This window comes from Streptomyces sp. NPDC048349, from assembly GCF_040651925.1.
In the GTDB taxonomy this organism is placed as follows: Bacteria; Actinomycetota; Actinomycetes; order Streptomycetales; family Streptomycetaceae; genus Streptomyces.
In genome coordinates this window covers 21,599-46,811 of record NZ_JBEZLA010000037.1, presented here as the reverse complement: position 1 = coordinate 46,811, position 25,213 = coordinate 21,599, and the positions used below count along the sequence as shown (strand labels likewise).

The window sequence follows — 25,213 nt, the reverse complement described above, 5'->3', positions numbered from 1 at the left end:
GGATCCTCAGCCGTTGGCGCGGCGCCGCACGCTGTACAGGGTCCCGGCGCCGGCGGCGATGAGGACGGCGGCTCCGGCCCCCAGTGCGGCGGTGGTCGCGGAAGAGCCAGTATCGGCGAGTTCGGACCCCGCGGGCGAAACCGAGGGCTGCGGGGCGCCGCTCGGGGCCGCACTCGGTACCGCGCTCGGAGCGGTGGCCGGGGCGGCGCTGGGGGCGGCGCTCGGCCGGGCGCTGCCGGGCACGCTGACGGACGGGCTCGGCGGCACACTGGGGGCGGCCGTCTTCGGCGCGGCACTCGGCGACGCGCTCGACGCGGGGGCGGGAGCGGACGAGGCGGAGCTCCCCGCTGCGGACGCCGGCCCGGCGAGGGCGAGGACCGCCCCGGCTGCGGCCGCGGTGACGGCCGCCCGGCGGAGGGTGCGGGGGACGCGCTTCAGGTTCATCACGGTGGTTCTCCACGGTCGGGTCGAGGGCGCGGAACCGCACCCTTCACCCCCGCACGACGCGCGACTCCCGGCGAGGTTGCCGCCGGTCCGGAAGAATTTTCCGCAGGGCCGCGCCCAGCGCGGCGATCCCCTCCTCGATCTCGCCGGCCGAGCCCGCGGCGTAGCCCAGGATCAGGCCCGGCGGGCCGGGGGCGAGCCGGTGCCACGACAGCGGGTGGGTCTTGACGCCGAGCTCCAGGGCGGCGGAGGCGAGGGCGGTGTCCTCGAAGCCGGCGCCGTCGAAGGTGACCATCAGGTGCAGGCCCGCGGCCGCGCCGTGCACCCGGGCTCCGGGCAGCCGGTCGGCCACGGCACGGAGCATGGCGTCGCGGCGGCGGCGGTGGCGGCGCCGGACGAAGCGCAGGTGCCGTTCCAGCTCGCCCGAGTCCATCAGCCGGGCGAGGACCAGCTGGGCGAGGACGGGATTGCCGAGGTCGGCGTACCGCTTGGCGGTGGTCACGGCCCCGCTCAGGCGCGGCGGGACCAGCAGCCAGCCGAGGCGCAGGGCCGGGGCCAGCAGCTTGGAGACGCTGCCGGCGTAGCAGACGCCTTCCGGCAGCAGGGCGCGCAGGGCGGGGACGGGGGCGCGGTCGTAGCGGTGCTCGGCGTCGTAGTCGTCCTCGATGACCAGTCCCCCGGCGGCCGCCCAGCCGAGCAGGTCCCGGCGGCGCTCTCCGTCGAGCACGACCCCGGTCGGGAACTGGTGCGCCGGGGTGAGCAGGACGGCCCCGGCGCCGCTCGCCCGGAGCGCGGCCACGTCCAGCCCGAGCCCGTCCACCGGTACGGGAACCGTCTCCAGCCGCCCGTACTCCAGTTGCTGCCGGGCCCCGAGCGAGCCGGGGTCCTCCACTGCCACGCGGCGCACCCCGTCCTCCCGCAGGACCTGTGCCAGCAGCCCCAGGGCCTGGGCGACTCCCGCGACAACGACCACCTCGTCGGGGTCGGCGCGGATCCCCCGGTTGCGGGCCAGCCAGCCGACGACCGCCGCGCGCAGGGCGGGTGCGCCCTGCGGGTCGCCGTAGCCGAAGTCGGCCGGGGTGAGGTCGGCGAGCACGCGGCGCTCGGCCTGGAGCCAGGCGGTGCGGGGAAAGGCGGTCAGGTCGGGGACGCCCGGCGAGAGGTCGATGCGGCAGGGCACGGCCCGCAGGGCGTCGACGAGGCCGCCGCGGGCGGGCGCGGCGGCCGGTCCGCCCGCCGGGGGCGGGGCGGCGACGACGACCGTGCCGCCCCGGCCGCGGCCGGACACCTGGCCGCTCTCCGCGAGCCGCTGGTACGCCTCGGTGACCAGCCCCCGGGAGACGTGGAGTTCGGCGGCGAGCACGCGGCTGGCCGGGAGCCGGCTGCCGACGGGCAGGGTGCCGTCGGCGATGGCGGCGCGCAGCCGGCTCGCCAGCCAGTCGGTGCGGCCGCCGGGCGGGGCTTGGCCGATGTCGAGCTGGAGGAAGTCCGATCCGCTTATGGACCCCTGGTTCGCGTCGTCATTGGACCTGCTCACCGGACCATTGTGCCGCGAGGCTGGACGGCATGAAGAGCATGAAAGACATCCGGGCCGTGGAGCCCGGGACGGGGGCCGGAGCCGTGCGGCGGGCGGCAGCGGGGAGCCCGGGGGGCTCCCCCTCCGTCGCCTTCCGGGACCTGGCGCCCGGTGTCGTCGGGATGGCGCTGGTGGGCAGCAGCGTCACCGTGTCCCGCACCCTCGTCGACGTTCCGCTGTTCGCCGTGCAGGCCGTCCGCTACGCGGCCGCGGCCCTGCTGCTGCTCGCCCTGGCCCGGGTCGCCCGGGTGCCGCTGCTGCGACCGCGCGGCCGTGAGTGGCTGTGGCTGGCCGGGGTCGCCGCGACCGGGCTGGTGCTGTTCAACGTGGCCGTCGTGCGCGGGGTCGCGCACGCCGAACCGGCCGTGATCGCCGTCGCGGTGGCCTCCGTACCGATACTGCTGGGGCTGATCGGGCCGTTCCTGGAGGGCAGGCGGCCCAGTCGCCAGGTGCTGCTGGCGGCGCCCGTCGTGGTGGCCGGGGCCGTCCTGGTGGAGGGCACGGGCCGGACGGACGCCGCCGGGGTGGCCTGGGCGGCGCTCGCGCTGGGCTGCGAGGCCGGGTTCACGCTGCTCGCCGTGCCGGTTCTGCGCAGGCACGGCCCGTGGGGGGTGTCCGTGCACGCGGTGTGGATGGGTGCGGTGATGCTGGCGGGGCTCGCGCTGTGCTTCGAGCACCCCGCCCGCCTGCTGGAGCTGGGCCCGGGCCCGTGGGCGGCCGCCGCGTACCTCGCCGTCCTGGTGACGGCGGTGGCCTTCGTGCTCTGGTACCGGACGGTCGCCGCCGTGGGCTCCGGCCGGGCCGGACTGCTGACGGGGATCGCGCCGCTCGCCGCGGCGGGCACCGGGGTCCTCACGGGCGGCGGGGTGCCGGGCCCGGCGGTGTGGCTGGGGCTGGTGGTGGTCATCGCGGGGCTGGCGGCAGGTCTTCGGCCGCCGCGCCGCCCGGCCGCGGCACCGCTCCCGCCCCGTCGGGCCGCGTCCCCTTGAGCCGCGTCCCCTTGAGGGCGCCGGGCCTTGTGGATCACAATCCGCAGATGGCGACGGCCCCGTACAGCAGTACCCCGTACAGCAGTTGGATGCGGTACTTCTCCCCCACCGCCAACCACCGCAGACTCGGCCTGGTCTGTCTGGGGGTGGGAGTGCAGCAGGGCGAACTGCCGGTCGTGGGACCGCGGTTCCTCGACCACCACGTCGCCGTGGTGGTCACGCGCGGCCGGGGCTGGTTCAGCCACGGGGGCCGCCCGCCGCAGCCGGTCACCGCGCCCGCGCTGCTGTGGCTGGTCCCAGGGGTGCAGCACCACTACGGGCCCGATCCGCGGACCGGCTGGGACGAGTGCTTCGTCGACTTCACGGGCAGCAGCGTCGAGGCGTACACCGACCTCGGCTACGTGACGCCGGACCGGCCGCTGGTGCCGCTGAGCGCGACGGCCGGGGTGCAGCACGTGGTCGACTCGATCGTGCGGGCCGCCCGGCGCGGCGGCCCGCTGCTGGAGGTGGAGGCGGCGGCCGCGGTCCACGGGCTGCTGGTGGCGCTGCGCTACGCCCGCGCCGAGGTGTCCCGGCACGGGGACGCCGTGATGGACACCCTGGCGCGGGACGCCCTGCTGCCGATATCGGTGGCCGAGCACGCCGCCCGGCTCGGGATGCCGCTGCCCCAGCTGCGCCGGGCGGTTCGGCGCAGTACCGGGGAGGGGGTCAAGGAGTACCTCCTGGGGATCAGGCTGAGCCGGGCCAAGGAGTTGCTCGCCGGCACCGACCTGCCGGTCGCCGGGGTCGCCCGGCGGGTCGGTTACGAGGACCCGTCCTACTTCAGCCGGCTGTTCAGCCGCCGGGTGGGCATGGCGCCCGTGCGGTTCCGGGCGCAGCAGTCGACCGGCAGGACGCCCCTTACGGCACGTAGCCGACGGTGAGTTCCGCGACCGAGGTCCAGGGGTTGTCCGCCACCTCCCTCGTCGCCCGCAGCTTCACGTAGCGCGCGGTGCGGGGTGTGAGCGCGACGTCCTGTTGCGAGGCCGTGTCGGCGAAGGTGCCGGAGGCCGCCACCGTGCCCCAGGTGACGCCGTCGGTGGAGGTGAACACCTGGTAGTCGGCGATCCGTCCGTTGCTCTGTGTCTGCCGGGGCAGGTAGTGCAGGGCGCAGACGTCGTAGGAGGCGCCGAGGTCGAGGGTGATCTCGTGCGGCAGGGGCGCGGTGGCGGCGTACCACTGGGTGTGCCAGATGGTGGCGGCGTCGCCGTCCAGGACGTTGCGGGCGCTGCCGTTCTCGCCGGCGGTCTCCTCGCTGTCGACGGACTTCACGCTCATCTGGCTCTGTGGTACGAGGAGTTCGCCTCCGCCGACCGGGCCGAGGTCGTCGACGGCCAGGTCGTCGAGGATCAGGTCGGCCTCGTTGTGGGAGTTCTCGGGGGTGACCTTGCGTACGCCGATCCAGGCGTCGGCCCCGGCGGTGAAGGTCTTGGTGAAGGTGGTGGGGGTACGGGCCTGGTTCAGGGCGGTGGCGGTCTCGGTGGCGCCCGATCCGGTGAGGAACTGGTAGTCGCCGCTGAAGCCGCTCTCGTAGGCGAAGCTCACCTTGTAGGAGCGGCCCGGAGTGAAGCGCAGGGTTTGCGGGAGGGTGCGGTAGACGAGACCGGTCCGCTCCTCGTGCGACTTGAGGGAGTTCTGGCCGTTGATCACGTCGTCGACCAGCTTCCCGCTCCACCCGGCCTGGGTGTACGGGGCGTTGCGCTGGGCGATGTGGGTGCGCGGGTCGGTGGCCGAGCCGCCCGCGCCGCCGAAGGCGAAGGGGCCCCAGCCGGCGTCGGCGTTCTCGAAGTCCTCGGTGAACCAGTGGCCGGCGAGGGGGGTGCGGGCGGAGCGGACCACGCGGACGTCGTCCAGGTGGACGGTGCCCGCTCCGGCGGCGGCGGACAGGGTGAGGGTGGCGGCGGACTGGCCGGCGGGGACGTCGAAGAGCACCTTCATGCGCTGCATCCGGGTGCCGTTCTTCTCGCTGCCGCCGAGGTTGTTCGTCAGGGGCGAGGAGTCGGCGTACACGGAGGCGGCGGCGCCGCCGGCGGGGGCCGCGGTGAGCGTGGCGGCCCGGCCGGTGGGGGTCGAGACCCAGACCGAGGCGGCGTAGGTGCCGGGGGCGAGGCCGGTGAGCTGCTGGGAGACGGCCGGGGCGGTGCCCGGGGCGAAGGTGAGCTCGCTCTGGCCCTGGGCGTTGCGGGTGACGGCGGCGCCGGTCCCGGTGACGGTCCAGGCGTTCAGGTTGCCCGAGTAGAACGAGGGGTCCTTGACCGGGGTGCCCTCGCCCCACGTGGGGTCGGCCTGGGCGGGCGGCGCGCCGTTGGTGACCACGTAGGCGGTGCGGGCGGCGGCGCCGATGGTGACCTGGCCGCCCGCGCCCACCGCAAGGCTGCCCACCAACTGCCGCCCCGTGTCGGTGAGCTTGTACAGCTCGGGGGCGCTCCATCCGGCGGGCAGGGTCCAGGTGGTGGATCCCGCCTTGTCGTTCCAGTGGTAGAGCTTGCCGTCACGGGGCAGCAAGTAGGCGTCCCCGGACAGGACGGTGCGGCCGGCCGTGGTGATCCGGCGCTTGTTGCCCGCGGTGGAGACGGTGGTGCCGTTCGCCAGGGTGACCGTGTCGGCGGTCCACTTCACGATCGGTGATTCCTGGAGGTACTTGGTCGGCAGGTTGACGGCGAAGGTGGTGTTCAGGAAGGAGGTGAAGTCCTTCTTGCCCTGCCAGCCCTCGTACGCGGTGACCTCGGCGCCGCCGAGCAGCGGGTTGCGGGCGATCCAGTCGTCCTTGGCGTGGTTGGCGATGAACCGGGCGATGGTGGAATTGATGCCCTTCAGGTCGCTGCCGCCGTAGTTGACGTCGGTGGCCCAGTGGTGCCAGAGGGACTGTTCGGTGAGGGTGTGGGGGAACTCGGTGGTCAGCTGGAGGCCCAGTGAGGCGATCTCGCGCTGGAGCCTGCGCGAGACGTAGCCGTCGCCGTACCAGACGTCCACGTAGAGGAAGTCGAGGCCCGGCGCGGCTGTCTTGAGGTCCTGGAGCCGCTTCAGCCGCTGCCCGGACTGGCCGTCCTTGCGGGTGTCCACGTAGTACGACTGGTCGAGCCAGTCCCAGCCGAGCCCGCCGCTCTGGTGGGCCGGGTCGAAGGTGGCCGAGACCGGGTACTCCTCGGTGGCGTTGACGTGCACGCCGAAGTCCGCGTTGTATGCCTGGCCCGCGGTGGTGAGGGTGTTCAGGTCGACGGCGCCGCCGAGTTTGGAGCCGATGTTCTTGTAGTCCATGTGTGCGGAGTCGTGGCCCTCGGAGGCATAGCCCTTGAGGAGGACGAACTGGCCGAGCCCGTCGGTGGCGAGGCCGACCCGCTTGGTCTCGTCGAGGGTCTGGGTGAAGGGGTGGGTGGCCTGGGAGGCGAAGTTGAACGGGATCCGCTGCACGACGCGGTCGGCGGTGTCCTGCCAGCCGGTGGGCGGAGTCCAGATGTCGCGGTACGCGACGGCGGCGTCCTGCCAGTCGACGGCGGCGTCCGCGTTGCGGTCCGCCGTGATCGCGACGCGCACGTACGGCAGGGGCTCGGTGTCGGTGTCGGCGGCGCCCGCGGCCCGGTGCAGCCAGGCTCCGCTCCACAGGCCCGCGCGGCGGTAGCCGCCCTTGTCGGTGACCCGCTTGGATATCCGGCCGTTCTCCCGTGCGGTGCCGCCCGAGGGCGTGTCGTAGAGGGAGTTCGAGTCGAGGGCGGCCGCCAGCTTCCCGGTGTGGGCCAGGCCGTACATCACGGTGGTCGCGGCGGGGTCGACGGGGGTGGTGGCGGTGACGGCGGTGAAGGTGTCGCCGGTGCCCGTGGTGGCGGTGTGCATGTTCGCGGTGGCCAGGGCGGCGCCCGGCTGGTCGCTGCGGACACTGACGAGGGTGTGGTCGGGGATCGCGAGGGTGCGCACGCGCAGGGCGGCGGTGTCCTCGATCGCGGTGACCTTGAACTCCACGACCGAACCGGCCACCGAGAGACGGGATCTGACGGTCACCCCGGAGAAGACGAGTGCGTAGTCCACGCCCGCGGCGGAGGGGGTCGAGGTCACGGTGGGGGTGTAGCTCGTCCCGTTGACGAGGAGGGTGCTCAGCACGTCCTCGTTGCCGTGCAGGACGTCGCCGGTGGCCCGGCGGGTGTAGCTGATGACGCGGGGGAAACCGCTGTCCACGCTGACGGACAGCTCGGGCGAGGTGATGGTCACGGGTGCGCCCGCCGCGGCCCGCGCGGCAGCGGCGGGTGCGGCGGGTGCGGCGGGTGCGGCCGCGACCAGGGTGGCGACCAGGCCGGCCAGCGCGGCTGCGGCCGGCCAGAGGGGGGTGCGCATCGGACCTCCGGGAGTCGGCGCTTCCTTGGCGGAAGACCGCTCGCTCGGGTCCGAGCGGTCCGCTCACTGACCTGACAGCTTGCGGACCGCGAACGGGCAGGCCCATGGACAAAGCGGAGCGCTGCCTTGGACTTACCTGCCCGGGGAGGTGGGGGCGGGGTTACGCGGAGGCCGGGACCAGGATGACGGCGGTGCCGTAGGCGCACACCTCGGTCCCGGTGGTGGCGGCGTCCGTCACGTCGAAGCGCATCATGAGGATGGCGTTCGCGCCCCGGGCCTTGGCCTGCTCGATGAGCCGGTCCATGGCCTGGTTGCGCGTCTCCACCAGGGTCTTGGTCAGCCCCCTCAGCTCTCCGCCGACCATCGACTTCAGGCCCGCCCCGATCTGGCTGCCCAGGTGGCGGGAGCGCACGGTGAGACCGAAGACCTCCCCGATGACCCGCTCCACCCGGTAGCCGGGGACGTCGTTGGTGGTCACGACGAGCACACCGGTCTGCTCGGCCCCGGGGCCTCCGCCGTAGTCTTCGATACCCATGGCACCCACTGTCGCCCGGCCCGCGGCCGCCCGCATCCGGAGCGGCCGCGATCAGGGCATTCGGGCAGCCAGGCCGAACTCGTGGGCCACGACCACCGCCTGGGCCCTGCTGGACAGCCCCAGCTTGCTCATGCACCGGTGTACGTGGGTCTTGACGGTGGCGGCGCTCAGGACCAGCCGCTCGGCGATGTCGGCGTTGGGCAGGCCGGCACCGACCAGGCCGAGCACCTCGCGCTCGCGCGGGGTCAGCGCGTCCAGCCCCGGGTGCGGGGGCCGGACGACCGGGGCGGCGTACGTGTCGATCAGTCCGCGCAGGGCCCGGGGGCTGAACAGCATCTCCCCGGCGTGCACGGTGGCGATGGCGGCGAGCAGCCGGTCGGGCGGGGTGTCCTTGAGGAGGAACCCGGACGCGCCGACCCGCAGGGCGCGGAAGACGTACTCGTCGGAATCGAAGGTGGTGAGCACGAGCACCTTGGGCCCGCCGCCCGGACCGTCCGGGCCTACCGCACCGTCCGGGCCGCCCTGGCTGTCCGGGCCGCCCTGGCCGTCGGCGCCGCCCCGGCCGTCCCCGCGCGCGGCCACGATCCGCTCGGTGGCGGCGATCCCGTCCGTGCCGGGCATCCGGATGTCCATGAGGACGACGTCGGGCCGGGTCTCGGCGGCGAGCCGGACCGCCTCCTCGCCGTCCGCCGCCTCGCCCACCACCTCGAAGCCGGGAGCGGCGGTGAGCAGCGCGGTCAGCCCGGACCGGATCAGGAACTGGTCATCGACGACGAGTACGGACGGCATCGGCGTCTTCCCCTCCCGGTCGGGGCACGGGGATCCGGAGGCTGACCTCGAAGCCGCCCTCGGGGGTAGGTCCCGCGGTCACCGTGCCGTGGTAGATCGTCGCCCGCTCGCGCATACCGATCAACCCCTGACCGGCTGTTCTTCCCGCGGCGGCCGCTACGTGGACCGGCAGGCGCCCCCGGCCGTCGTCGCCGACGCGTACCCGGACCTCGTCCGCACCGTAGTCGACCCGGACGGTGGTACGGGCCCCGGGCGCGTGCTTGATCACGTTGGTCAGGGCCTCCTGGACCACGCGGTAGGCGCACAGGTCGATCCCGGGCGGCAGGTCGTACGCCGTCCCCGTGACCCGTACGCGGACGGGCACCCCGGCCTCGCCGACCCGTGCGACCAGCTCGTCGAGCCGCCCGAGCCCCGCCACCCGGCCGTGGCGCTCCTCCGGCGCCTGTCCCGGTCCTTCCTCGCGGAGCACCAGCAGCATCCGGCGCATCTCGGCCAGGGCCTCGCGGGCGCTGTCCCCCACCGTGTCCAGGGCCTTGCGGGCGGTCGGGAGGTCGGAGGAGAGCACGTAGGAGGCGAGCCCGTTCTGGACGGAGATCACCGAGACGTGGTGCGCGATCACGTCGTGGAGTTCGCGGGCGATCCGGATGCGCTCCTCCACGACGGCGCGGCGCGCCTTCTCCTCCTGCTCCAGGCGCAGTTGTCGGGTGAGCGCGCGCAGCCTGCGGGATCCGTCCCCGGCGACCCAGCAGACGACGGTGGCCACGGTGACGAAGGCCATGCTCATCGGTACGACGCCCGGTTCGGCGAGCCGGGTGCCCCACAGGAGCACGGCGAGCGACCCGACGGCGGCCTTGGCGGACACCCTGCGGGGGCACCAGGAGGCCGCCGTGTAGAGGGCGGTGAGCACCCCGCACGCGGCGACCACGTGGTAGTAGCCGAGGGTGAAGTAGACGCCGACCCAGAGCCCGGTGTTCAGCAGGATCGCCACCGGGTAGCGGCGGCGCAGGACCAGCGGCAGGTAGATCACGGCGAGCAGGGCGTAGGCGAGCGCGTCGGTGTCGCGCCAGTAGCCGTGCGGGTCGGGCCAGTTGTGGAGCAGTGTGGACGACATCCACATCGAGCCGGCGGCCCATACGATCTCGCCGACGGCCGGAAGCACGGCGCGGATCCGTGCCCACGCCGGATGTGCGGACAGCTGCACGTCATCCCCCTTGTGTACACCCATGGTTGTACAGGGTCACCACCCCCGGGGGTAGGCGGGATTCAACCCGTGGACGGTCGCCGCGGGCGGCTGCCCTCCGTAGATTCACCAGGGCCGGTTCACCGGCCGGCACGGCCTCTCCCCCCGGGGCCTCCGCAGCTCGGCCGTGCCCGTTCGGGGGCGGGCACGGCCGCGCCTGCCTGCGCGGGCCTCGCTGGGGTCAGGCGGGCCAGGCGGTGGAGCGGGTCCCGAGGAGGCGGAAGCGGCCCGAGGCGACCTCGTAGAAGAACAGGCCGTCGCCCGTGTAGGTGCCGTTGGCCCGCTCGAAGGCGTAGGCCTTGGAGACGCCCTGGTGGGTGGTGCCGCGCAGGGTGGGCAGCAGGTCGCCGCGGCCCACCTGGGGGCGGGCCAGGTCCTTCGCACACCGGGCCAGGAGGTGCACCGCGTCGTAGGCCTCGGCCGCGTAGAGCGGGGCGGGGGCGCCGTGGCGGGCACGGAAGGCGGTGTCGAAGGCGCGGGCCGCCGGGGGCGCCGGGGCGGCGGCGGGGTCGACGGCGGTGGAGACCAGCAGCCAGCCCTCGGCGCCCGCGCCCGCTTCCTGCAGGAAGCGGGGGTCGTGGACGGCCTGGGTGGCGAGGACCCGGCCGCGGTATCCGGCGGCCGCCAGGGCCACCGCGAGGCGGGCCGCGCCGGTGGGACCGCCGCCGTAGAGCACGGCGCCGGCGGCAGTGCGAACGGCCTCGCGCGCGAGGTCCGTGTGGTCGGCGTCGGCGGCCACCGTCGCCGGGGTCATCGGCCGCTTCCCCGCGCGCAGGGCTTCGCTGAGGAAGCGGGTGGTCTGCCAGCCGTACGGAGTGCCGTCGTCCACGACCACGGTGGTGCCGCGCTCGCGCGCGGTCAGGTACTCGACGACCGGCCTCATCTGGTAGGCGTCGTTGGGCCGCAGGCAGGTGTAGACGCGGTTCAGGTGGGTGGTGTCGCCGTCGTTGACGGTCAGGACGGGCAGGCCCGCCTGGTCGTAGCGGGTGAGGACGGCCGTGACGGCCGCCGTGGCGGTGGCGGCGAGGACGGCGACGACGGAGGTGTCGGCGGCGAACCGGGCCGCGGCGGCCGCGGCCGGGCCGGCCGCGCCCCGGTCGTCGGCCTCGGTGAGGCGGAGGGCGAAGGGCTGGTCCTTGCGGGACGAGAGCTCCTCGACGGCCAGCAGGGCTCCGTCCCGCTGGGCCCTGCCCACGGCCTGGCCGGGGCCGCTCAGGTCGGCCTGGAGACCGATGGACAGCGTGGGGCGGACCGGGCCGGGCCCCTCGTCCCTGCTCCAGGTCTTCTCCCGCAGCAGCCAGGCGGTGGTGCCGCCGCCCGTGAGGAGGGTGGCGGCCGTCGCGGCGAGCAGGGTCCGGCGGCGCGGCCGCGGTGCCCGGGGGGCGGGAGGGGCGCCTGCGGGCGCGTCCGGCCCCCCGGGCGGGGCGGCCGGGGCCGGCGGGGCTGCGGCGGCGGGCGGGACGGCGGGGGCGGGCGGCGCCGTGGCCCGGGTCGGCTCGATGTCGGGCAACCGGAGCATCTGCGCGGAGCGTTCGGCGATCAGCTGGAGCAGCCCGCCGGGCAGCCAGGGCCCCGGAGCGTCCTGGGCCAGCGCGTCCCGCAGCTGCGCGGCCGTGGGCCGGTCGCCCGGCGCCTTGGCCAGGCACGCCGTGACGGCGGGCAGCAGCCCCGGCGGGACGCCCGCGGTGTCGGCGGTGTCGTGCACGGTCCTGAACAGCATGGCCTCGACCGGCCCGGAGCCGAAGGGCCGCCGCCCGGTGGCCGCGTACGCGAGCACGCACCCCAGCGAGAAGACGTCGCTCGGCGGTCCGACACGGCCGCCCTGGGCCTGCTCGGGCGAGAGGAAGCCCGGCGAGCCGATCACCACGTCGGTGGCGGTGAGCACGGTGTCGTCCAGGGCCCGCGCGATCCCGAAGTCGATCAGCCGGGGTCCGTCGGTGGCGAGCAGTACGTTCGCGGGCTTCACGTCGCGGTGGACCAGTCCGGCCCCGTGCACGGCGACCAGCGCCTCGGCCAGCCGCGCCCCGAGGAAGCGGACGCTGTCCGGCGGGAGTCCGCCGGCCCGGGCGACGGCGTCGCCGAGCGGCGGCCCCGGGACGAACTCGGTCGCCAGCCAGGGCGCGGCGGCCTCCGTGTCGGCGTCCACGACCGGAACGGCCCAGCGGCTGTGGACCCGGCGGGCGACGGCCACCTCTCGGCGGAACCGCACCCGGAAGGCGGGGTCGTCGGCGTACTCGGCCCGGACGAGCTTGACCGCGGCCAGCGCCCCGCCGGCGGAGCGGCCGAGCAGGACCACCCCCATCCCGCCCGCGCCGAGCCGGCCGAGGATGCGGTAGCCGCCGACCCGGGCGGGGTCGGTGGGGTGCAGCGGCCGCATCAGGGGGCCAGCTCCAGCTCGATGCGGTACAGGGCCTTGGCCGCACCCTCGGCGGCCACCGGCAGCAGGTCCCTGATCTCGTACCCCTGGGCGCCCTTGACGGAGAGCGCCATCACCACCGGGCCGATGCGGGACTTGGTCCACACGTAGGGTTGGCGGCCCCCCGACTCCGGCGAGCTGAACCCCCCGGCCTCGAACAGCGAGGCGTCGGCGTTCAGCACGGACTCCTTCGGCTGGTGCATGGACATCAGGCCGTGCAGTGCCTGCCCGTCGCCCAGGTCCTGGTCGGGGCAGCGGAAGCTCTGCTGGACCGTGTCCTGCATGTCGCGGTCCGCGGCCGCCGCGTCCCGGTGCACGGTGAGGGTGAGCGAGCCCAGCACCCGGCCCCTGCCCTCCTTGGCCGGTACGTCGATCTTCCGCGTGTAGCTGTCCAGTACGTCGGCCGGCAGCTCGGAGCGCGACCAGGAGCACGCGGCGGACAGCACCGGCCAACTGCCGCCGCTCTCGTACGGATCGTGCGCCACCATGCCCGCCGACCAGGACTCCGGGTCCAGGGCGGCGGCCCGCGTCAGGCGCCGTGCCTGCTCGGGGGTGTGCGGGACGCGGGCCGGGGCGGGGGTGAAGGTGTACGCCGTCGGCAGCGTGCCGGGAGCGGTTGAGCCCGAGGGCGAGGGCGCCGCGGCCGAGGCAGCCGGTGATCCCGTCGGTCCGGGCCGCCCCGCGTCCGCGCCCTTCCCGTCCGGCCAGCATCCGGTCAGGGCCAGCAGCCCCGCCAGAGTCCCGCCCCATGCCCCTGCCATCGCCCGCCTACGCCACATGACGCCCCCCTGCTTTCGCGCTGGATCCAACAGCCTGAGTATGAACGGCAGTTGAACCGGCCGCCGCGTCAATGCGCCGCTCGCGGCCCGTCCGGAAGCGCAGGGGCTTACTCCGTCCGGCGGCCCGGCGGGGGCGCAGATTGGGCATATCGGGCTAAAGCGCGGTGAGCCACTCCTGCGAACCTCTCCGCCGTCGCCATAGTCGTCCCTGGCGACCGCCAGGTTGCCCCCTCGCGCCGCGCGCCGCGGCCGGGCGGACGTCTTCGTAGAGGAGCCGGCTCATGCTGAAGCCCACCAGGACCATCCTCGCTCTCGCCGCCGGAAGCCTGGTGCTCGGCCTGGTCGGGGCCGGGGCGGCGGTCGCGGACGAGCAACCGAGCGCCAGCAAGGCGTCGCAGCAGGGCACGGCCGAAGCCCGGCGGTACGCGATCGGCAAGGTCGTCTCGAAGGGCCCGCTGAAGGTCCGCAGCAAGCCGAACACCGACGCGCGGATCGTCGGCCAGGTGTACCCGCACCGCACGGTCGAGATCGAGTGCAAGAAGTACGGCGAGTCGGTCGACGGCAACGCCCTGTGGTACCGCCTGCACCACGAGGACGACGACCACGGCTCCGACGAGAACGGCTCCGAGGAGAACGGCGGCTGGCCGGGCAGCGACAGGGCCGCCTACGGCCACAACCACTGGGTCGCCGCCCGCTACGTCCAGAACCTCACCTCGGTGCGCTACTGCCACTGACCCGCACGGGCCGGTCAGCGGTCCGGGCGTACGGTGCGCGGCCCCACGCAGCCCACCCCGTACGCCCGGACCCGCTCGCGCAGTTCGCGGTCGGCCGTGACCACCACACAGCCGCGGTCCGCATGGGCCGCGGCCAGTTCCACGATCAGGTCGTCACCGCTCCCCGGCGCCGGGGCCACCCGAACGCCGGGAACGGACTCAACGCCCCGGGCGGCGCCCTCGACGACGAGGATGATCTCCTCGTCGCCGCCCCGCGCCGCCAGCCGGTCCCGCAGCCGCTCGGCCGCGCCCCGGCGGTCCCGCCACCAGCCGTCCGGTACCGAGCCGACGACGTTCGCGCCGTCCACGATCAGCACGCGCCCCATCGCAGACGCCTCAGAAATCGCCGTAGTTGACCTGCCAGGTGGGCAGGCCCATCCGGCGCCAGACCGCGACCACCCGGTCCCGGTCGTCGAGCGAGACCCGTACCGCGTACCGGTCCCGGACGTGCGCGTCGAAGAGCTCCGCCTTCACCACGTCGTCGCGGCGCGTGTCGCCGGCCGCGCGCATCCACAGCTCGTCGTACGGGACCCGGTGCCGCCGCAGCCAGGACTCGGTCTGCGGGCGGTGCTCCTCGCTGCGCCCCGACAGCAGCACGATCACGTCGCCGTCGGCCCGCCGGAAGGCGTCCAGGGCGCGGCGCACCGGCTCGTTGAGCAGGTCGAGCTCGCAGCGCGTGAAGTCGTACGGGCCGCGGTCGCCGGTCAGCGCGAGCGTTCCGTCGATGTCGCACATCACCGCGGCGGGCAGGGCCGGGTCGGCGACGTACTCCCGGACCGGCGGTACCGCCACGTCCGCGGACGTGCCGTTCAGCCACTCCGCCGTCAGCCGCCAGCCGCCCTTGCGGGCCTTGCGGTGCTTGTCGGCGAGGATGCGGATGATCTCCTCACCGACCGGGTTCTCCCGGGCCGCGTCACGGCGCAGGCACTCCTCCAGCGGGACGTCGGTGAAGTCGTGCACGACGAAGGTGGCGAGGCCGCCGACCGCCGCCTTGAGCCGCTTGGGGATGTGCTTGGTCAGGTGGGTGTTGTCGACGACCACGTCGAAACCGCCGTCGACGGCCGCGCGGACCGCCGCGTCCTGCACGGCCAGTGCGGTCTGCTCGTGCGCGTGCGACCGGCCCCGCCCGGGGTCCGGCAGGTCGAGCATGCGCCGCAGGTCGTCCAGGTTGACCCGGCGCATCCGGCCGTCGGACTGCGCCTGGAGGGCGCGGGCCGCCGTGGTCTTGCCGGAGGCCGGCAGACCCGTCATGAGGTGCACGACGGGCAGCGGGGGCTCCTGCGCCGCGGCGGGTGCCGGGACGCCCGGGGCCGCCTTCGGCGCCGGTACGGAAGCGGGTGCGGGCACCGAAGCGGGCGCGGGCGCGGGCGCGGGCACGGAAGCGGGCGCGGGCACCGAAGCGGGCGCGGGCGCGCGCTTCTGCTCGGACACGGTGTGGTTCTCCTCGTCGGTGATGTAGGGGTCGGCGGTCTCCGGCCGGACCTGGCGCCACGTGGTGAGTTCGGTCGGCCGGCCGTCGAGCCGCATGAACATCGCGGGGCGCACGGTACGGTCGTCCAGCTCCTGGACGGCGCGGGCGAAGGCTCCCCGGTCGCCCGCCAGGTGCGCGAGTCCGGCGTAGGCCTCGTCGATGGCCCGCTCGTGGCGCGCGGCCTCGGCCTCCAGGCGGTCGATCACCTCGCGGACCCAGGTGTCGAACTCGTCGGGCACCTGCTCCAGCAGCGCGTCGAGCGGCTTGCCGCCGGAGGCCTCGATGTCGGCGACCGTGCAGTTGAGGCCCTGGGCGAGCTGCTTGGCGGGCAGGCCGGTGAACCGCTGGATGCCGTGGCTGCGCCAGATGTCCCGCTCGGTGACGCCGGTGAGCACCTTGTGCAGCCGTACGTACTCGGACAGCTTGGCCTTGGCGCGCACGCCCGAGGCGAAGCGCAGCACGAAGCCCTCCGCGTCCATGCCGGTCGCCGCTGCGCCGCCGGGCAGGGTGCTGGACTCGGTCAGCGCGATCAGCTGGTCGAGGGGCATCGCGGGCCAGAGCGTGACGACGGAGCCGATCCCCTCCCAGTGGGGCGCGGCCTCGGCGAGCGGGACCTCGGTGCCGTCCGCGCCGAACGCGGCGAGGAGGACGAGGTCGCGCCGGCCGCCGTAGTCGACGACGATGCGGTTCTGCGGGTACAGGATCTCGGCGAGGTAGGTGGTTCCGGGGCGCAGCGCCGAGGTGTCCCGGGAGTCGAGGAGGCGCTGGGCCCAGGTGGCCTGGGCGCTGGTGAAGGAACCCTTGGAGGCGACCCGCCAGCGGTCCGCGTAGTGGAAGACCACGGCGAGGCTGCCGTCGACCTTCTCGTACACCTCGAACGGCTCGTCCGGCAGGGCGGGCGCGTAGGGCCGGCCCGCCTCGTGCTCGCCGACGTTGAAGAACTTCGGCAGCGGCAGGGCGACGATCGCGCCGGTGGTGTCGTCGGCGACGAGCCCCCGGCAGCGCGTGGTCACCTCGTTCCAGACGCGCTCGTACTGGGCCGTCCGCGTGTAGGTGTAGATGGACAGCGGCAGCTCGGGGTGCGCCTTGCGGGTGACGTACCCGGCGTCGATCGAGTCCGCCAGCGCCTGTGCGGGCAGCAGGTCATGGAGAGTCAGGCGGTCCTGGCTCATGGGTTCCTCCCGGTTTGAGATGGCTGATTCTCGCCTGCGGGAGGGTCTGCCCGGTAGTCAATTATGCCTGGTCGCGGAGGGCGCCGAGGCGGTTGATGTCCTTCGGGCGCAGGATGCGGCCGGTGACTTCGGTGCCGCGCCGTCGCAGGCGGCGCGGCGCCGGGCGAGGCGACGGCGATCACGGCGCTGCCCGTCGCCCCGCCGGTGATGGCGAGGTCCGGCGCGATCCGGCGGACGAGCGGGACGAGGGAGCGGCGACCGCGTACAGCGTGCGGTGGAGCCGGGTCTTGGAGGGCACGGCGCGCACCGGCTGGACGATGACCGGGCGGAACGTGTGGGCGCGGAAGGGCAGTTCGGCAGGCCGTTCTCCGTCTCGCCCTCCCGGTGGCCTGCGTCAGTGGCTGATGCAGAGCTCGTTGCCCTGCGGGTCGGCGAGCGTGGTCCACGTGGAGGGGCCTTCGTGTCCTTCGTGGAGGAAGGTCGCGCCCTTGGCGAGCAGCCGTTCGACCACGGCCTTCGGGTCGTCGGACCCGGTGCGGACGTCGAGGTGGACGCGGTTCTTGACGGTCTTGGGCTCGGGGACCAGCTGGAAGAGGATCCGGGGGGCGCGCTCCAGGCCTTCGGGGTGGCGGATCCCGGCGCCCGTCTTCCACACGAGGGTGCCCCGGTGGGTGGTGGTGTCGTCCTCGGTCGCCTGGCCCGCGGCGATCACGCCGCGGATGAAGGCCTCGTCGCTCGGTTCCACGTCCCAGCCGAGGGCGTCGGCCCACCAGTCCGCGAGCGGGTGCGGGTCTGGGGAGTCGATGGTCACCTGGAACGTGTAGGCCATGCCGGGACCCTACTGAGTGCGGAACGCCGGCGCCACGGCAACGGCCGCGTCAGGGACGGCGGCGGTGGGCGGTCCAGCGGGTGGCGAGGAACGCGGCGCAGGTCAGCAGACACGCTCCCACGGCGATCCAGAGCAGGACCTCGCCCAGCGGACGCAGCCACGGCAGTCCGGCCGGTTGCGCCGCGGAGAGGCAGGCGGTGGCCGTCATGCCGAGCGGAAAGACGGTGGCCCAGCGCCGGATGTCGTAGTGCGGGCGGGGGTGGCGCAGTTCGGCGCCGAGGAGGACGGCGTACCAGAGCAGGGAGAGGGCGAGCGCGGTCAGCGTGGCGGTCCGCAGGGCCGTGTGCGCGGCACCGGTCCATACGGGTGATGCCGTGAGCTTGGAGCCGGCGAGGGCACAGATCGAGAGCGCGCCGCCCGCCACCCAGTGGTCGCCCGCGCCGCCGATGACCTCGCGGAGGTCGAAGCGGACCAGGGCCGCCCCGTAGAGGAGCAGTCCGAGGCAGAAGGCGGCCAGTGCCGCCCGGGCCAGCCAGTCGTGGTGGCCCACGTCGGCCAGCACCGCCGCGAGGACGGCGAGCCCTTCGGTGGCGACGCAGCCGAGGAACGCGACCCCCGGCATGCGCCGCCGCCAGTGCCTTAGGACACCCACGAGCAGCCCGGGCCACAGCGCAGCGGCCAGGGCCAGCAGGGCGGCGGCCGCGCTCTGCCATCCCAGCGCGCAGAGGCGGGTGCCGAGCACGGTGGTGGCGGCGACCGCCGTGAGCGCGGCGGGGGTGTCGGCCTCGGCCCGGAACCGTCCGCGGTCCCCCAGCAGGCGGGCCGTGAAGTCGGCGGCGAGAACCAGCCAGAGCGCGCCGGCCAGGGCCAGCGCCACGAGCGAGAGCACCTCGTGGCCGGTCAGGTGCAGGGCGACGGAGAGGATTCCGGCGGCCATGACGGCGGCTCCCGCCGCCGGCGGGAGACCCGCCCACCAGGCGCTACCGGGAAGGGGACTCACCACTCCAGCGGACCCCAGCGCTCCGCGGGCCGCCAGCGGGCGGACTCCCACGGGACCACCACGGGACTGCCACAGGACTCCGGCTGGACCCGGCGGACTGCTGCGGAACTCCTGCGGGACGGCGGTGAGCCGCCTGCGCGCGCCGTCGGCGTCGTGCCGCGGCCGCGCGGTAGCGTCGCCACCGCTCGGCCGGTGGCCGGAACTCGATCTTGCCAGGCCTGTTTAGGCATACCTAACCTATGCCACGCCCGGTGTGCATCCCCCCTCGCGCACACCACACCGGCCACCACTTCGGCACCCGTCCCCACCGAAGGAGCCCCCCACCATGACCTCCCTTCTCGACAGAGGCCGCCCGTACGCCGTCGCCCTGTTCCGGATCGTCACGGGACTGCTGTTCGCCTCGCACGGCGCCGCTTCCCTCTTCGGCGTCCTCGGCGGCGCCCACGGCGGCGGCACCGTCCCGGTCGGCGCCTGGCCCGGCTGGTACGCCGCGGTCATCCAGCTCGTCGGCGGCGTCCTGGTCCTCGTGGGCCTCGGCACCAGGGCGGCCGCGTTCGTCGCCTCCGGCTCGATGGCGTACGCGTACTTCAGCGTCCACCAGCCCGGCGCCCTGTGGCCGTTGCAGAACGGCGGAGAGCCTTCCGTCCTGTTCTGCTGGGCCTTCCTGCTGCTGGTGTTCACCGGTCCGGGCGCACTCGCGGTGGACGGGCTGTTCGCCTCCCGGCCCACGGCGGTGCGCAGCCGCGACGGGCGCAGCCCCGAGGCCGCGACCGCCTGAGGAAGCCCTGTGCGAGATCACCGGCGGCCTATAGCGTGGGCCCATGGACGAGCTCGACGGAGTGCAGATCATCGCCTTCCCGGACGCCCGTGCGTTCGAGGACTGGCTGGCCGCCCACCACACGCGCCACGAGGGCGTGTGGATCAAGGTGGCGAAGAAGAAGTCCGGCATCCCGTCGGTGACCGATGACGAGCTCGTCGACATCGGCCTGTGCTACGGCTGGATCTCCGGGCAGCGGCGGGCCCTCGACGCGACCCACTACCTGCAGAAGTACGTGCCGCGCCGGCCCCGGAGCCTGTGGTCGCAGGTGAACGTGGACAAGGTCGCCGTGCTGACCGCCACCGGGCGGATGCGCGAACCGGGACTGGCCGAGGTGCGCAGGGCCCAGGCGGACGGACGGTGGGCCGGGGCCTACGCGTCGCAGAAGACCGCGGCGGTCCCCGACGACCTGGCGGCCGCGCTCGACGCGAACCCCGCGGCCCGCACCGCGTTCGAGGCCCTCGACAGGACGGGCCGCTACCTGGTGGCGCTGCCGCTGCTCCAGGCACTGACCCCGGAGATCCGGCAGGTCCGGCTCGACCGGGCGGTGCACATGCTGGCGACCGGCGAGAGCGCGTAGAAGAAGCGCCTGGACGAAGCGCCCGGAAGAGACGCGAAGAAGCGCGGAGAAGAAGCGCGGAGAAGAAGCGCGGAGAAGTAGCGCGGAGCAGACGGGCGCACCGCAGAGGCAAGGCAGAACAGCAAGGCAGAACAGAAGTCGGTCGGAAGGCATCGGGCCCGGCTCCTCCAGGGGAGCCGGGCCCGGTGAGCGGGATCGGACGCGGGTCAGGAACCGGCGTTCTTCGCCGCCTTCTCGGCCTGCTTCTCCTTGATCCGCACCGCTTCCTTGCGGACCTCGGCCTGGGTGGCGCGCTCGCGCTGGAGCCACTCGGGAGATTCCTGCTTCAGGGCTTCGATCTGCTCCGTGGTGAGCGGCTCGGTGACCCCGCCGCGGGCGAGACCGGCGATGGAGACGCCCAGCTTCGCCGCCACCACGGGGCGGGGGTGCGGGCCGTTGCGCCGCAGCTCCACCAGCCATGCGGGCGGGTCGGACTGGAGGGCGTTCAGCTCGGTGCGCGAGACGGCACCCTCCCGGAACTCTGCGGGGGTGGCCTCGAGGTACACACCCAGCTTCTTGGCCGCGGTCGCGGGCTTCATCGTCTGGGCGCTCTGGTGGGACGTCATGGTGTCAAGAGTATCGAGCGTGTGCGCTACCTCCGACCACGACCGGTAACCTTGCGGGGTGACAGGCTCGGAAGTACCCCATGTGTTCCGGCTCGCTTATGTCCCCGGGGTGACACCCACCAAGTGGATCCGGATCTGGAACGAGCGACTGCCCGACGTCCCGCTGACCCTGGTCCCGGTGTCCCCCGCCGAGGCGTTCGGCGCGCTGCGCGACGGAGCCGCGGACGCCGGTTTCGTACGGCTTCCGGTGGACCGGGACGACCTCAGCGCCATCCCGCTCTACACCGAGACCACGGTCGTCGTGATCCCCAAGGACCACCTGGTGGCGGCGGTCGAGGAGGTCTCCACGGCGGACCTGGCCGAGGAGATCGTGCTGCACCCCCTCGACGACACCCTCGACTGGGAGCGGCTGCCGGGGCAGCCCGCGATCGAGCGCCCCGCGACGACCGGTGACGCGATCGAGCTGGTGGCCGCGGGGGTCGGCGTCCTCGTCGTGCCGCAGTCGCTCGCGCGCCTGCACCACCGCAAGGACCTCACCTACCGGCCGGTCACGGACGCCCCCGAGTCGCGGGTGGCCCTGTCGTGGCCGCAGGAGGAGACCACCGACCTGGTCGAGCAGTTCATCGGGATCGTCCGAGGGCGGACCGTGAACAGCACCCGGGGCCGCCCGGCCGTCGCCGCGCAGCCGAAGGCCACCGCGAAGGCGAAGGCCAAGGCCAAGCGTCCGGAATCGGGCGGCGGCACCCCGCGCAAGGCCGCACCCGGCAAGTCGGCCGGCCGCGGTCCCCAGGGCGGCAAGGGCGCGAAGGGCGGCAAGGGGGGAAAGCCCCGCCGGCGCTCGTAGCCGGACGGAGTCGGGCCCCAGGAGCGCAGAAGCGGAGCCCGCGACGGCCGGGGCTGAGGGACTGCGATCCCTTCGCGGTGTATGCAGGGACGATGGATCTCCGGCCGCCGCTCGCGTCCCGCCCCCGGTCCCGGCAGGTGCGCCACGCACAGCTGGCGGTTCCGTTCGCGCTGATCGCCCTGGTCACGGTGGTGGACGTACTCGCGCCGCCCGATGTCCACCTCGGCCCCTTCCTCGTCGCCGCACCGGCCCTGACCGCCTCGTTCGCCGGGCCCAGGATGACGGGGTTCGTCGGCGTGCTGGCCGTCCTGGCCCAGGCGGTGGTGGCGGCGGTGCGCACCACGCTCACCGATCTGAACCACACCTTCCAGATCTGCGCACTGATCATGATCTCGGTGTTCGTGACCCTCTTCGCCCACCTGCGCGAGGTCCGCGAGCGGGAGCTGGTCCAGCTGAGGTCGGTGGCCGAGACCGCCCAGCAGGTGGTGCTGCGGCCGCTGCGCGACCGGATGGGGCCGCTGGGCGTGGCCTCGCTGTATCTGGCCGCCGCGGCCGAGGCCCGGATCGGCGGCGACCTGTACGCGGCCGCCCGCACCGCCACGGCGACCCGGCTGATCATCGGGGACGTCCGCGGCAAGGGGCTGGAGGCGGTCGGGGACGCCGCGCTCGTCCTCGGCGCCTTCCGGGCCGCCGCTCACCAGGAGGCCGCTCTGCCCGGGCTGGTGGCCTACCTGGAGGCTGCGGTCTCCCCCGACCTCGACGAGTCCGGGGACCGGGGCGAGAGCTTCGTCACCGCGGCCGTCCTGGAGATCCCCGACGACGAACCGGTCCTGCACCTCGTCAGCTGCGGCCACCCGCCGCCGCTCCTGCTGCGCAGCGGCCGGGCGATCGCCCTGGACGTGGACCATTCCTCGCCGCCCCTGGGGCTGGCCGCTCTGGCGGAATCGTCCGTCACCGCACAGACGTTCGCCTTCGAGGCGGGCGACGTCCTGCTCCTCTACACGGACGGGGTCCTGGAGGCGCGCGACGCGGCGGGGACGTTCTACCCCCTCGCGCAGCGCGCCGCCGCCTGGTCGGGCACCCGCCCACGGGCCCTGCTGGACCGGCTGTGCGCCGACCTGCTGTCCCACGCGGCCGGCAGCACGCTCGGGGACGACGCCGCGATGGTGGCGATCGAAAGGCTCCCGCGCTGAGGACGTGTTTGCCAGAATCCGATCATGCTGAGCATCGGAACGATCGTGATGGGCGCCGCGGACGTACGCAGGGCGGCGGACTTCTGGGGCCGGGCGCTGGGGTACGTCCCGCGCGACGGCGAGGTGGCGGACGGCTGGACCGTCCTGGTCCCGGCCGACGGCACCGGGCCGGGCCTGGCCCTCGGCCGCAGCGTGTCGCCCGTACAGGAACACCCGCGGGTCCACCTCGACCTGTACGCCGCCGACGCGGCGGAACAGGAGGCGGAGGTGGCCCGCCTGGTGTCCCTGGGGGCCCGGCACGTCGCCTGGGACTCCTACCCCGAGGACCCCGATTTCGTGGTCCTGGCCGACCCGGAGGGCAACCGCTTCTGCGTCATCGACACCAGCCACGGCTGAGACTTAACACCTGCCGATCGCTCCCTTAAGCGGAGCCTAAGGCTCTACAGCGCCGCCCCCAAACGAACGAATGTCCGTTTCGAGGCGGCTAGCGTGCTGCCGCACCCAACTCCCCAGTAACACGAAGGCAGGCACGCGATGAGCAGGACAGTCGGTCACCGGCGCAGGGCGAGTCGTACGGCGAAGGTCACGGGCGCGGTCGTTGCCGCGGCGGTGATCGGGGGCGCGGCCTTCGCGTTCACCGGAACCGCGCAGGCCGGCTCCGTGGGAGCCGTCTACACGAAGTCCAGTTCCTGGAGCGGCGGTTACACGGGCCAGTACGTCATCACGAACGCCACCGGGCAGAGCCGGTCGGACTGGACGCTCCAGTTCGACCTGCCGGCCGGTGTGCGGATCGACTCTCTGTGGAACGCAGTCCACACGGTCGACGGGCAGCGCGTGACGGTGAAGCCCGCGAGCTGGAACCGCCGGATGGCGGCGGGGGCCTCCGTCACCGTCGGGTTCGTGACGAGCGGACCGGGCACGCCCGGCGACCCCACCGGCTGCCGCATCAACGGGCTCAAGTGCTCGGTGGACCAGGGCGCCACGGCCGGCCCGAGCGGCCGCCCCACCGCCCGTCCCACCTCCGCGACGCCGACGGCGGCGCCCACCTCGACGGCCACCGCCGCCCCGACCGCGAGCTCCGGCCGGCCGACCCGGACCACGTCGCCCGCCCCCACCGGGACCGTCCCGGCCACCCCGGGCGCGCGGTTCGCCCCGTACGTGGACACGTCCCTGTACCCCGCGTACGACCTGGTCGACACCGCGTCCAGGACCGGGGTGAAGGAGTTCCACCTCGCCTTCATCACCTCCGGCGGCGGCTGCGCGCCGCTGTGGGGCGGGGTGACGGACCTCGCGAGCGACAAGGTCGCCGCGCAGATAGGCGCCCTGCGGTCCAGAGGCGGTGACGTCCGGGTGTCGTTCGGCGGGGCGGCCGGGCACGAACTGGCGCTGAACTGCGCCACCGTGGACGAGCTGGCCGCCGCCTACGGGAAGGTCGTCGACCAGTACCGGCTCACCAAGGTCGACTTCGACATCGAGGGCGCGGCCCTGCCGGACACTGCGGCCAACACGCGCCGGGCCCAGGCGATCGCCCGGCTGCAGGCGTCGCACCCGGGCCTGGACGTGGCGTTCACCCTGCCCGTGATGCCCGAGGGGCTGACCCAGCCGGGCGTGGCGCTGCTGGCCGACGCGAAGAAGAACGGCGTGCGGATCGGCGCCGTCAACATCATGGCGATGGACTACGGGCCCGCGTACAGCGGGGACATGGGGCAGTACGCCATCCAGGCCGCGACGGCCACGCAGGCCCAGCTCAAGGGCGTGCTCGGGCTCTCCGACGCGGCGGCCTGGAAGGCGGTCGCCGTCACGCCGATGATCGGCGTCAACGACGTCGTCAGCGAGGTCTTCACCGTCGCGGACGCCTCCCAGCTGGTGGACTTCGCGGCGTCGAAGGGGATCGGCCGGCTGGCGATGTGGTCCTCGGCGCGCGACCGGCAGTGCGCGGCCGGAGCCGTCAACCACGCGGACGCCACGTGCAGTTCCATCCTCCAGGAGCCGCTGGCCTTCACCAAGGCGTTCGCCGCGTTCAAGTAGCCCGCCGCCCCCGGCGTCCGGGCGTGCGGGACACGTCCGGACGGCGGGGCCGCGCAGGCGCTACGCGAGGATGCCGGCGCGCGCGGCGAGGGCGAGCGCCACCTCGAGCCGCGGCGCCGGCGCGCCCACGCCGCGGGCCGGGGCCAGCAGCGCCGCCACGGCGGCCTCGTCGGCCTTGCGTTCCCGCGCCGCCCGGGCGAACCGCTCGACCGCTTCGGCCAGGGTCCGCCGCTGCTGCCCGTACGGGACGTCCCGCGCGTCCACGGCCAGTTCGAGGAACTCCTCGTGCGAGCCGGCCCACGGCGCGGCGCCGTCCAGGCCGTCCTCGGGCAGGCCGTCCGGGTACGCGATGCGGTGCCAGGCGCCGTCCTGCCACCAGTAGACGAAGCCGAGGAGGTTGCCGGCGGCGTCCTCGCGCAGCAGGTCCCACGGCAGCCAGTCGGGGCCGCCCGCGAGGAAGTCGACCTGCCGGTCGTCGACGTGGGTGTGGCTGCCGTCCGGGTCCTGGCCGCAGAACACCGCGCGCGCCCCGTCGTCCAGCACGGTCAGGCGCCACCAGCCGCCCGCGCCGGTGGAGTGGCACCACACGCCGTCGTCGTCGACGGCGAACTCGGTGCGGTCGCTGCAGGCGGCGTCGAGCACGGCCAGGGTCACCGCCCTGGCCCAGAGCAGCTCGGGGCGGTCCAGGTCTTCGGGCCGGCTCGGCGTGTGCATCGTGTGGGTCCCCTCCCGTACGGCCCGGCTGTGCGCCGGTCCCGCGCTCCGTCC

The 25,213-nt window shown here is 74.3% G+C and carries 23 protein-coding genes; 9 read left to right on the top strand and 14 right to left on the bottom strand.

The features are described from left to right. Positions 1-6 precede the first annotated feature (6 nt). Complete coding sequence (locus AB0D44_RS20865) at positions 7-444, bottom strand: LAETG motif-containing sortase-dependent surface protein (RefSeq protein ID WP_362592968.1); 438 nt, start codon at positions 442-444, stop codon at positions 7-9. A gap of 46 nt (positions 445-490) precedes the next feature. Then, positions 491-1,981 (bottom strand): PLP-dependent aminotransferase family protein, encoded by a 1,491-nt coding sequence (locus tag AB0D44_RS20860; protein ID WP_362592965.1) that lies wholly within the window; start codon positions 1,979-1,981, stop codon positions 491-493. A gap of 29 nt (positions 1,982-2,010) precedes the next feature. Here AB0D44_RS20860 and AB0D44_RS20855 point away from each other — a divergent pair, with 29 nt between their 5' ends. Next, positions 2,011-3,009: a DMT family transporter gene (locus tag AB0D44_RS20855; RefSeq protein WP_362592963.1), complete on the top strand. Its 999-nt coding sequence runs from the start codon at positions 2,011-2,013 to the stop codon at positions 3,007-3,009. 47 nt (positions 3,010-3,056) lie between these two features. Beyond that, positions 3,057-3,932, top strand: a complete 876-nt coding sequence (locus tag AB0D44_RS20850; RefSeq protein ID WP_362592960.1) for an AraC family transcriptional regulator — start codon at positions 3,057-3,059, stop codon at positions 3,930-3,932. Here AB0D44_RS20850 and AB0D44_RS20845 read toward each other — a convergent pair. The 6 genes from AB0D44_RS20845 to AB0D44_RS20820 form a co-directional block, all read right to left on the bottom strand. Further along, the gene (locus tag AB0D44_RS20845) at positions 3,910-7,374 is read right to left on the bottom strand and encodes an endo-alpha-N-acetylgalactosaminidase family protein (protein WP_362592957.1); all 3,465 of its coding nucleotides are present in this window, start codon (positions 7,372-7,374) and stop codon (positions 3,910-3,912) included. The genes AB0D44_RS20850 and AB0D44_RS20845 overlap by 23 nt on opposite strands. A gap of 160 nt (positions 7,375-7,534) precedes the next feature. After that, complete coding sequence (locus tag AB0D44_RS20840; RefSeq protein WP_362592954.1) at positions 7,535-7,909, bottom strand: YbjQ family protein; 375 nt, start codon at positions 7,907-7,909, stop codon at positions 7,535-7,537. A 51-nt stretch (positions 7,910-7,960) separates the two neighbouring features. After that, entirely contained in the window at positions 7,961-8,698 is a 738-nt protein-coding gene (locus AB0D44_RS20835; RefSeq protein WP_362592951.1) for a response regulator transcription factor, read from the bottom strand. Beyond that, a complete protein-coding gene (locus AB0D44_RS20830) occupies positions 8,673-9,899 on the bottom strand; it encodes a sensor histidine kinase (RefSeq protein WP_362592948.1) in 1,227 nt (408 codons plus the stop codon). The genes AB0D44_RS20835 and AB0D44_RS20830 overlap by 26 nt, the downstream gene beginning before the upstream one ends. A gap of 220 nt (positions 9,900-10,119) precedes the next feature. Further along, positions 10,120-12,315, bottom strand: a complete 2,196-nt coding sequence (locus AB0D44_RS20825; RefSeq protein WP_362592945.1) for a bifunctional serine/threonine-protein kinase/ABC transporter substrate-binding protein — start codon at positions 12,313-12,315, stop codon at positions 10,120-10,122. Continuing rightward, positions 12,315-13,133, bottom strand: a complete 819-nt coding sequence (locus AB0D44_RS20820) for a hypothetical protein (RefSeq protein ID WP_362592942.1) — start codon at positions 13,131-13,133, stop codon at positions 12,315-12,317. Before AB0D44_RS20820 ends, AB0D44_RS20825 begins: the two co-directional genes overlap by 1 nt. A 281-nt stretch (positions 13,134-13,414) precedes the next feature. Here AB0D44_RS20820 and AB0D44_RS20815 point away from each other — a divergent pair, with 281 nt between their 5' ends. After that, the gene (locus AB0D44_RS20815) at positions 13,415-13,867 is read left to right on the top strand and encodes an SH3 domain-containing protein (protein WP_362592939.1); all 453 of its coding nucleotides are present in this window, start codon (positions 13,415-13,417) and stop codon (positions 13,865-13,867) included. 14 nt (positions 13,868-13,881) lie between these two features. On the opposite strand, the gene AB0D44_RS20810 is transcribed toward AB0D44_RS20815, so the two are convergent. The 4 genes from AB0D44_RS20810 to AB0D44_RS20795 form a co-directional block, all read right to left on the bottom strand. After that, on the bottom strand, positions 13,882-14,250 hold the full coding sequence (locus AB0D44_RS20810; RefSeq protein WP_362593050.1) for an NTP pyrophosphohydrolase: 369 nt from the start codon (positions 14,248-14,250) through the stop codon (positions 13,882-13,884). Next, the gene (locus AB0D44_RS20805) at positions 14,243-16,549 is read right to left on the bottom strand and encodes an AAA family ATPase (protein ID WP_362592936.1); all 2,307 of its coding nucleotides are present in this window, start codon (positions 16,547-16,549) and stop codon (positions 14,243-14,245) included. The genes AB0D44_RS20810 and AB0D44_RS20805 overlap by 8 nt, the downstream gene beginning before the upstream one ends. A 394-nt stretch (positions 16,550-16,943) precedes the next feature. Further along, the gene (locus AB0D44_RS20800; protein WP_362592933.1) at positions 16,944-17,378 is read right to left on the bottom strand and encodes a VOC family protein; all 435 of its coding nucleotides are present in this window, start codon (positions 17,376-17,378) and stop codon (positions 16,944-16,946) included. Positions 17,379-17,427: 49 nt separating this feature from the next. Next, positions 17,428-18,381, bottom strand: a complete 954-nt coding sequence (locus tag AB0D44_RS20795) for a hypothetical protein (RefSeq protein ID WP_362592930.1) — start codon at positions 18,379-18,381, stop codon at positions 17,428-17,430. A gap of 322 nt (positions 18,382-18,703) precedes the next feature. Here AB0D44_RS20795 and AB0D44_RS20790 point away from each other — a divergent pair, with 322 nt between their 5' ends. After that, positions 18,704-19,156 carry a DoxX family protein gene (locus tag AB0D44_RS20790; RefSeq protein ID WP_362592927.1) on the top strand — a complete coding sequence of 151 codons (453 nt, stop codon included), beginning with the start codon at positions 18,704-18,706 and terminating at the stop codon, positions 19,154-19,156. 43 nt (positions 19,157-19,199) lie between these two features. After that, positions 19,200-19,775, top strand: coding sequence for a YdeI/OmpD-associated family protein (locus tag AB0D44_RS20785; RefSeq protein ID WP_362592924.1), 576 nt, complete (start codon positions 19,200-19,202; stop codon positions 19,773-19,775). A 206-nt stretch (positions 19,776-19,981) separates the two neighbouring features. Here the strand turns inward: AB0D44_RS20785 and AB0D44_RS20780 are convergent, their stop codons facing one another. Further along, complete coding sequence (locus AB0D44_RS20780; RefSeq protein ID WP_362592921.1) at positions 19,982-20,380, bottom strand: DUF5997 family protein; 399 nt, start codon at positions 20,378-20,380, stop codon at positions 19,982-19,984. A 58-nt stretch (positions 20,381-20,438) separates the two neighbouring features. Between AB0D44_RS20780 and AB0D44_RS20775 the strand changes: the two genes are divergently transcribed. The 4 genes from AB0D44_RS20775 (at position 20,439) to AB0D44_RS20760 (ending at position 24,445) form a co-directional block, all read left to right on the top strand. Next, on the top strand, positions 20,439-21,224 hold the full coding sequence (locus AB0D44_RS20775; protein WP_362592918.1) for a LysR substrate-binding domain-containing protein: 786 nt from the start codon (positions 20,439-20,441) through the stop codon (positions 21,222-21,224). A 92-nt stretch (positions 21,225-21,316) separates the two neighbouring features. Continuing rightward, on the top strand, positions 21,317-22,417 hold the full coding sequence (locus AB0D44_RS20770; RefSeq protein ID WP_362592916.1) for a PP2C family protein-serine/threonine phosphatase: 1,101 nt from the start codon (positions 21,317-21,319) through the stop codon (positions 22,415-22,417). A 24-nt stretch (positions 22,418-22,441) separates the two neighbouring features. Beyond that, the gene (locus tag AB0D44_RS20765; protein WP_362592913.1) at positions 22,442-22,813 is read left to right on the top strand and encodes a VOC family protein; all 372 of its coding nucleotides are present in this window, start codon (positions 22,442-22,444) and stop codon (positions 22,811-22,813) included. A 138-nt stretch (positions 22,814-22,951) separates the two neighbouring features. Beyond that, positions 22,952-24,445, top strand: a complete 1,494-nt coding sequence (locus tag AB0D44_RS20760; RefSeq protein ID WP_362592910.1) for a cellulose binding domain-containing protein — start codon at positions 22,952-22,954, stop codon at positions 24,443-24,445. A gap of 60 nt (positions 24,446-24,505) precedes the next feature. Here the strand turns inward: AB0D44_RS20760 and AB0D44_RS20755 are convergent, their stop codons facing one another. Further along, positions 24,506-25,159 (bottom strand): hypothetical protein, encoded by a 654-nt coding sequence (locus tag AB0D44_RS20755; RefSeq protein WP_362592906.1) that lies wholly within the window; start codon positions 25,157-25,159, stop codon positions 24,506-24,508. Positions 25,160-25,213 lie beyond the last annotated feature (54 nt).

Excerpts from the sequence above, each read along its gene's own strand:
- AB0D44_RS20825 (WP_362592945.1), bottom strand. The coding sequence starts at position 12,315 with ATGCGGCCGCTGCACCCCACCGACCCCGCCCGGGTCGGCGGCTACCGC.
- AB0D44_RS20755 (WP_362592906.1), bottom strand. The coding sequence starts at position 25,159 with ATGCACACGCCGAGCCGGCCCGAAGACCTGGACCGCCCCGAGCTGCTC.
- AB0D44_RS20820 (WP_362592942.1), bottom strand. The coding sequence starts at position 13,133 with ATGTGGCGTAGGCGGGCGATGGCAGGGGCATGGGGCGGGACTCTGGCG.
- AB0D44_RS20765 (WP_362592913.1), top strand. The coding sequence starts at position 22,442 with ATGCTGAGCATCGGAACGATCGTGATGGGCGCCGCGGACGTACGCAGG.
- AB0D44_RS20835 (WP_362592951.1), bottom strand. The coding sequence starts at position 8,698 with ATGCCGTCCGTACTCGTCGTCGATGACCAGTTCCTGATCCGGTCCGGG.
- AB0D44_RS20855 (WP_362592963.1), top strand. The coding sequence starts at position 2,011 with ATGAAGAGCATGAAAGACATCCGGGCCGTGGAGCCCGGGACGGGGGCC.
- AB0D44_RS20815 (WP_362592939.1), top strand. The coding sequence starts at position 13,415 with ATGCTGAAGCCCACCAGGACCATCCTCGCTCTCGCCGCCGGAAGCCTG.
- AB0D44_RS20760 (WP_362592910.1), top strand. The coding sequence starts at position 22,952 with ATGAGCAGGACAGTCGGTCACCGGCGCAGGGCGAGTCGTACGGCGAAG.
- AB0D44_RS20800 (WP_362592933.1), bottom strand. The coding sequence starts at position 17,378 with ATGGCCTACACGTTCCAGGTGACCATCGACTCCCCAGACCCGCACCCG.
- AB0D44_RS20780 (WP_362592921.1), bottom strand. The coding sequence starts at position 20,380 with ATGACGTCCCACCAGAGCGCCCAGACGATGAAGCCCGCGACCGCGGCC.
- AB0D44_RS20770 (WP_362592916.1), top strand. The coding sequence starts at position 21,317 with ATGGATCTCCGGCCGCCGCTCGCGTCCCGCCCCCGGTCCCGGCAGGTG.
- AB0D44_RS20850 (WP_362592960.1), top strand. The coding sequence starts at position 3,057 with ATGGCGACGGCCCCGTACAGCAGTACCCCGTACAGCAGTTGGATGCGG.
- AB0D44_RS20845 (WP_362592957.1), bottom strand. The coding sequence starts at position 7,374 with ATGCGCACCCCCCTCTGGCCGGCCGCAGCCGCGCTGGCCGGCCTGGTC.
- AB0D44_RS20865 (WP_362592968.1), bottom strand. The coding sequence starts at position 444 with ATGAACCTGAAGCGCGTCCCCCGCACCCTCCGCCGGGCGGCCGTCACC.
- AB0D44_RS20785 (WP_362592924.1), top strand. The coding sequence starts at position 19,200 with ATGGACGAGCTCGACGGAGTGCAGATCATCGCCTTCCCGGACGCCCGT.
- AB0D44_RS20840 (WP_362592954.1), bottom strand. The coding sequence starts at position 7,909 with ATGGGTATCGAAGACTACGGCGGAGGCCCCGGGGCCGAGCAGACCGGT.
- AB0D44_RS20805 (WP_362592936.1), bottom strand. The coding sequence starts at position 16,549 with ATGAGCCAGGACCGCCTGACTCTCCATGACCTGCTGCCCGCACAGGCG.
- AB0D44_RS20790 (WP_362592927.1), top strand. The coding sequence starts at position 18,704 with ATGACCTCCCTTCTCGACAGAGGCCGCCCGTACGCCGTCGCCCTGTTC.